The organism is Synechococcus sp. R8-2, from assembly GCF_047461715.1.
Taxonomy (GTDB): Bacteria; Cyanobacteriota; Cyanobacteriia; order Thermostichales; family Thermostichaceae; genus Thermostichus.
Genome location: NZ_JANSHQ010000074.1, coordinates 1 through 4,735, shown reverse-complemented (window position 1 = coordinate 4,735; position 4,735 = coordinate 1). Strand labels below are relative to the sequence as shown.

Here is a 4,735-nt window from a genome sequence, read left to right as displayed (position 1 = left end):
GTCAGCGGTGCGGAGCACTCTGGTAAAGGCGGGTGATGGCGAGAGATCCTCAGCCGTAACCGATTCATAAGTGGGTCGAGAGGGAGTGTGACGGTTGGAAGTATCGGCCATCAGATCCACTTCCACATCGTGGGTTTGCCCTTCGCTGTCCACCTCCACCTTGTGTACAGACACATCTAGGCAGAGGGACTGCAACTCCCGTACCAGCACCTTGAAGGACTCCGGCGTGCCGGGTCGAGGGATGGGCTTGCCCTTGACAATGGCGTTGAGAGCCTCGTTGCGCCCCACCATGTCGTCGGACTTGACGGTGAGCAACTCCTGCAGGATGTAGGCTGCCCCAAACGCCTCCAAAGCCCACACCTCCATCTCCCCAAAGCGCTGGCCGCCCTGCTGCGCCTTGCCCCCCAGCGGTTGCTGGGTCACCAAAGAATAGGGGCCGGTGGAGCGGGCATGGATCTTGTCATCCACCAAGTGCACCAGCTTCAGCATGTAGGCGCGGCCCACCGTAACGGGCTGGTCGAAGGGCTCCCCGGTGCGACCATCAAACACCTGGATTTTGCCGCAGTACCTGCCTTCCGGGTTGAAGATCCAGTCCTTGCCGGTCTTCTCTCGGGCTTCCCTCAGCTTGGCCTCCACCGTCAGACGGGAGGCTTCTAAACCGTGCATCTCATCAAAGGGCATCAGCTTGAAGCGCACTCCCAGATGTTCTGCTGCCCAGCCCAGCAGGCACTCGTACACTTGGCCCACGTTCATCCGGGAAGGCACCCCCAAGGGGTTGAGCACCACATCCACCGGTGTGCCGTCCGCTAGGTAGGGCATGTCCTCAATCGGCAAGATGCGGGAGATGATGCCTTTGTTGCCGTGACGGCCCGCGATCTTGTCCCCCACCTGGATTTTGCGCTTGAGGGCAATGTAGACCCGCACCACCATGTTGGCGCCGGGAGGCAGCTCATCCCCCTGTTCGCGGGTAAAGATGCGTACATCCACCACCCGACCGCGCTCGCCGTTGGGCACCCGCAGCGAGTTGTCCCGCACATCCCGAGCCTTTTCCCCGAAAATGGCCCGCAATAGCCGCTCTTCTGGGGGCTGATCCGACTCCCCTTTGGGGGTGACTTTGCCCACCAAAATGTCGCCGGCCTCCACCCAAGCCCCAATGCGCACAATGCCGTTCTCATCCAGGTCCCGCAGGGCATCTTCCCCCACGTTGGGGATTTCGCGGGTAATCTCCTCAGGGCCCAGTTTGGTTTGCCGGGCCTCGATCTCGTGCTTCTCGATGTGTACCGAGGTGAAGACATCGTCGTAGACCAGCCGCTCGCTGATCAAGATGGCATCTTCGTAGTTGTAGCCCTCCCAGGGCATATAGGCCACCAACACGTTTTGGCCCAAAGCCAACTCGCCCCCTTCGGTCGCCGGGCCATCCGCCAGCACCTGGCCAGCCACCACCCGATCCCCCGTATAGACAAGGGGACGCTGGTTGAGGCAGGTGTCTTGGTTAGAGCGCTGGTATTTCTGCAGGCGATAGACAATTGGATCCCCGCCGTCGTCTGGCCGCACCACGATTTCGTCGGCGGAAACGTAGGTCACCACGCCATTGGTGCGCGACACCACCACCATGCCGGAGTCCCGTGCCGCCTGCGCTTCCAAGCCCGTGCCCACATAGGGCCGATCCGGCTTGAGCAGGGGCACCGCCTGCCGCTGCATGTTGGCTCCCATCAAGGCACGGTTGGCGTCATCGTGCTCCAGGAAGGGGATCAAGGAGGTGGCCACCGAGATGACCTGCACCGGCGCCACTTGGACGTAGTGCACTTCTGTGGGGTGGGCGGTGGTGAACTCTTGGCGGTAGCGCACCGGCACCAAGTCGGCAGTGATGCGGCCCTCGGCATCCACCGGCACATCCCCCGGGGCCACGCGGTACTCGTCCTCTTCGTCAGCGGTGAGGTAGACCATGCCCAGATCTTTGCGCACCACGCCGTTCTCGACCCGGTAATAGGGGCTTTCGATAAAGCCGTACTGGTTGACGCGGGCGTGGGTGGCCAGGGATCCAATCAACCCGGCGTTGGGGCCTTCTGGAGTTTCGATGGGGCAGATGCGGCCGTAGTGGCTGGGGTGGATATCCCGCACCGCAAAGCCGGCCCGTTCCCGACTTAGGCCGCCGGGGCCCAGGGCAGATAACCGGCGCTTGTGGGTCAGCTCCGCCAGGGGATTGGTCTGATCCATGAACTGGGAGAGCTGGCTGGAGCCGAAGAACTCCTTAATGGCCGCCACCAAGGGTTTGGGGTTGACCAAAGAGGCCGGGGTGAGGTTTTCCGACTCGGAGACTGTCATCCGTTCTCGGATGATCCGCTCCAGGCGATTCAGGCCCACCCGCACCTGGTTTTGCAGCAGCTCGCCCACGGAGCGCACGCGGCGGTTGCCCAGGTGGTCGATGTCGTCCACATGGCCGATGTCGTACTCCAAATTGATCAGGTAGTCGATGACGGCCAAAATGTCGGTGACGGTAAGCACCCGCACACTTTCGGCTACGTTGAGGTTTAACTTTTTGTTCAGCTTGTAGCGCCCTACCCGGCCCAAATCGTAGCGTTTGGGGTCGAAGAAGCGGGATTCCAGCAACTGCTGGCCACCCGATACGGTGGGGGGTTCCCCGGGCCGCAACTTGCGGTACAGCTCCATTAGGGCTTCTTCTTCGGTGTAGGGCCCCTCTTTCTCCATGGTTTTCTGGAAGAATTCGGGGTGGCGCAGGTTGTCGTAAATCTCGGAGTCGCTCAGGCCCAAGGCTTTCAGCAGAACTGCCGCCGAGAGCTTGCGGGTTTTGTCGATGCGCACCCACACCAGGCCGTTTTTGTCGGTCTCGAACTTCAGCCAGGCACCGCGGTTGGGGATCAGGCTGGCGCTGTAGGTGCGACGCCCGCTTTTGTCCAGCTCCGATTTGTAATAGACGCCGGGGCTGCGCACAATTTGGTTGACGATCACCCGCTCGGCGCCGTTGATGATGAAGGTGCCCCGATCCGTCATCAAGGGCAGTTCGCCGATGAAGACGTCCATGTCTTTGATCTCGCCGGTCTCTTTGTTGATCAGGCGAGTGGGCACCCGGATCTGCGCTTGATAGGTGGCATCCCGCCGCTTGGCCTCCTCGGGGTCGTAGCGGGGGCGGTTGATCTTGTACCCTTTGGAGGGATCCCCAGGGCGATATTCAGGCAGGAAGTGCAGCTCCAGCTTACCAGTGTAATCGATGATGGGGGAAAAGCTGAGAAGCTCCTCTTCAAACCCTTCTCGCAAAAACCACAAGAAACTCTCCCGCTGAATCTCCACCAGGTCAGGAAAGGTAGGAGCGACAGGGGATGGCACTGCTAATTGTGTCATGCGTTGCTCGGGAGGGGTCGCGCTGCAGTCAGGCCTTCCATTATAGAAACCCCGCCAACGATCGTCAACGAACGTTACAAAGGTCGAGGGGCTGTCCGGATCCCGTGGGGGCGCACCTGGAAAATCTCGGCAAAACCGCTGGGGATCCCCTTTTGGCTGCCGGGGCAGGGGCGGTTTCCGCCATGCCTTAAGGATTGTTCACATCCATTCACACTCAAGCAGATTATTCTAATCTTTAACCGTTTTTGCGGATCATCCGCTGCTCCAGCTCGGATTTCCGGTCGACCGTGGGGATCGGAGGGGTGGTTCTGACAGGCTCAGCCGGTCGCCAGGGTGGACGCGGCGCCGGTCTTTGTCGCTTTTGAGATGCACGCTGTTGATGCAGGCTAGGGGGCAAGACGCGGAGCCATCAATCATGAGAAAGGATCGGGAATGGGTTTACAAAGCTTCTCAGGCTGGGGGAACCTCGGGATGGCTTGCGGGTGATCTGCGGGTGATCTAATGAAGCACAGTTTGTTGGCGAGGAGGGTTTTGTGAGTCAAAGTCAGAACAATCAGAATAAAAAAAGTGATCTGTATAACCGGGACCACAGCTTGTCGGCCCAGTTGCGGGAGGGCACCAAGCAGTCCCACACCATGGCCGAGAACATGGCCTTTATCAAGTGTTTCCTGAAGGGAGTGGTGGATAAGCGGGCCTACAGCCGCTACGTGGGCAATTTCTACTTTGTCTACAGTGCTCTGGAAGAGGGCTTTGCCCAACTGCGAGAGCACCCCCTGGTGGGCCGGCTCTACTACCCAGAGCTGTGGCGCAAGGCCAGCCTGGAGAAGGATTTAAATTATTTTGTTGGCCCCAACTGGCGCTCTTTGGTCAAGCCCTCCCCTGCCTGCCAGGTCTATGTCAACCGCATTCGGGAAGTGGTGGAAAAAGATCCGCTTCTGCTGATCGCCCACGCCTATACCCGCTACATCGGCGACCTGTCGGGCGGTCAAATCCTCAAAAACATTGCCCGCCGGGCCATGGGCTTGCCGCAGGGGGAAGGAACGGCCTTCTACGATTTCGAGCAGATCCCTCATGAGGGCAAATTCAAGCAGCGCTACCGCGCCCAGCTGGATGCGTTGGAGCTGGATCAAACCACCATCGACCGCATTGTGGCAGAGGCCAACTATGCCTTCAAGCTGAACATGGATCTGTTTAGGGAGTTGGAGGGCAATTGGCTGTTGTCGATGGCCCGCTTGGCCTGGAATTCGCTGCTCAGCCAGTTTCAACGCAAGCCCACCCGTTCTGAGGCAGCCGCTCCCAGCTCCTAAAATCCGGATTCCAGAGGGCAGTGAGGCGATGGGTTCTGCTGCCTATCTCCCCTCTCCCTCTGGGAGAA

The 4,735-nt window shown here is 59.9% G+C and carries 2 protein-coding genes; one reads left to right on the top strand and one right to left on the bottom strand.

Annotation, left to right across the window (positions count from 1 at the left end):
• The coding region (gene rpoB, locus NW819_RS01895) for a DNA-directed RNA polymerase subunit beta (protein ID WP_414412723.1) at window positions 1-3,360 on the bottom strand (3,360 nt) is incomplete at its 3' end.
• Between the two features lie 593 nt (window positions 3,361-3,953).
• Here rpoB and NW819_RS01890 point away from each other — a divergent pair.
• A complete protein-coding gene (locus tag NW819_RS01890; RefSeq protein ID WP_414412722.1) occupies window positions 3,954-4,667 on the top strand; it encodes a heme oxygenase (biliverdin-producing) in 714 nt (237 codons plus the stop codon).
• The last annotated feature ends 68 nt before the right edge of the window (window positions 4,668-4,735 follow it).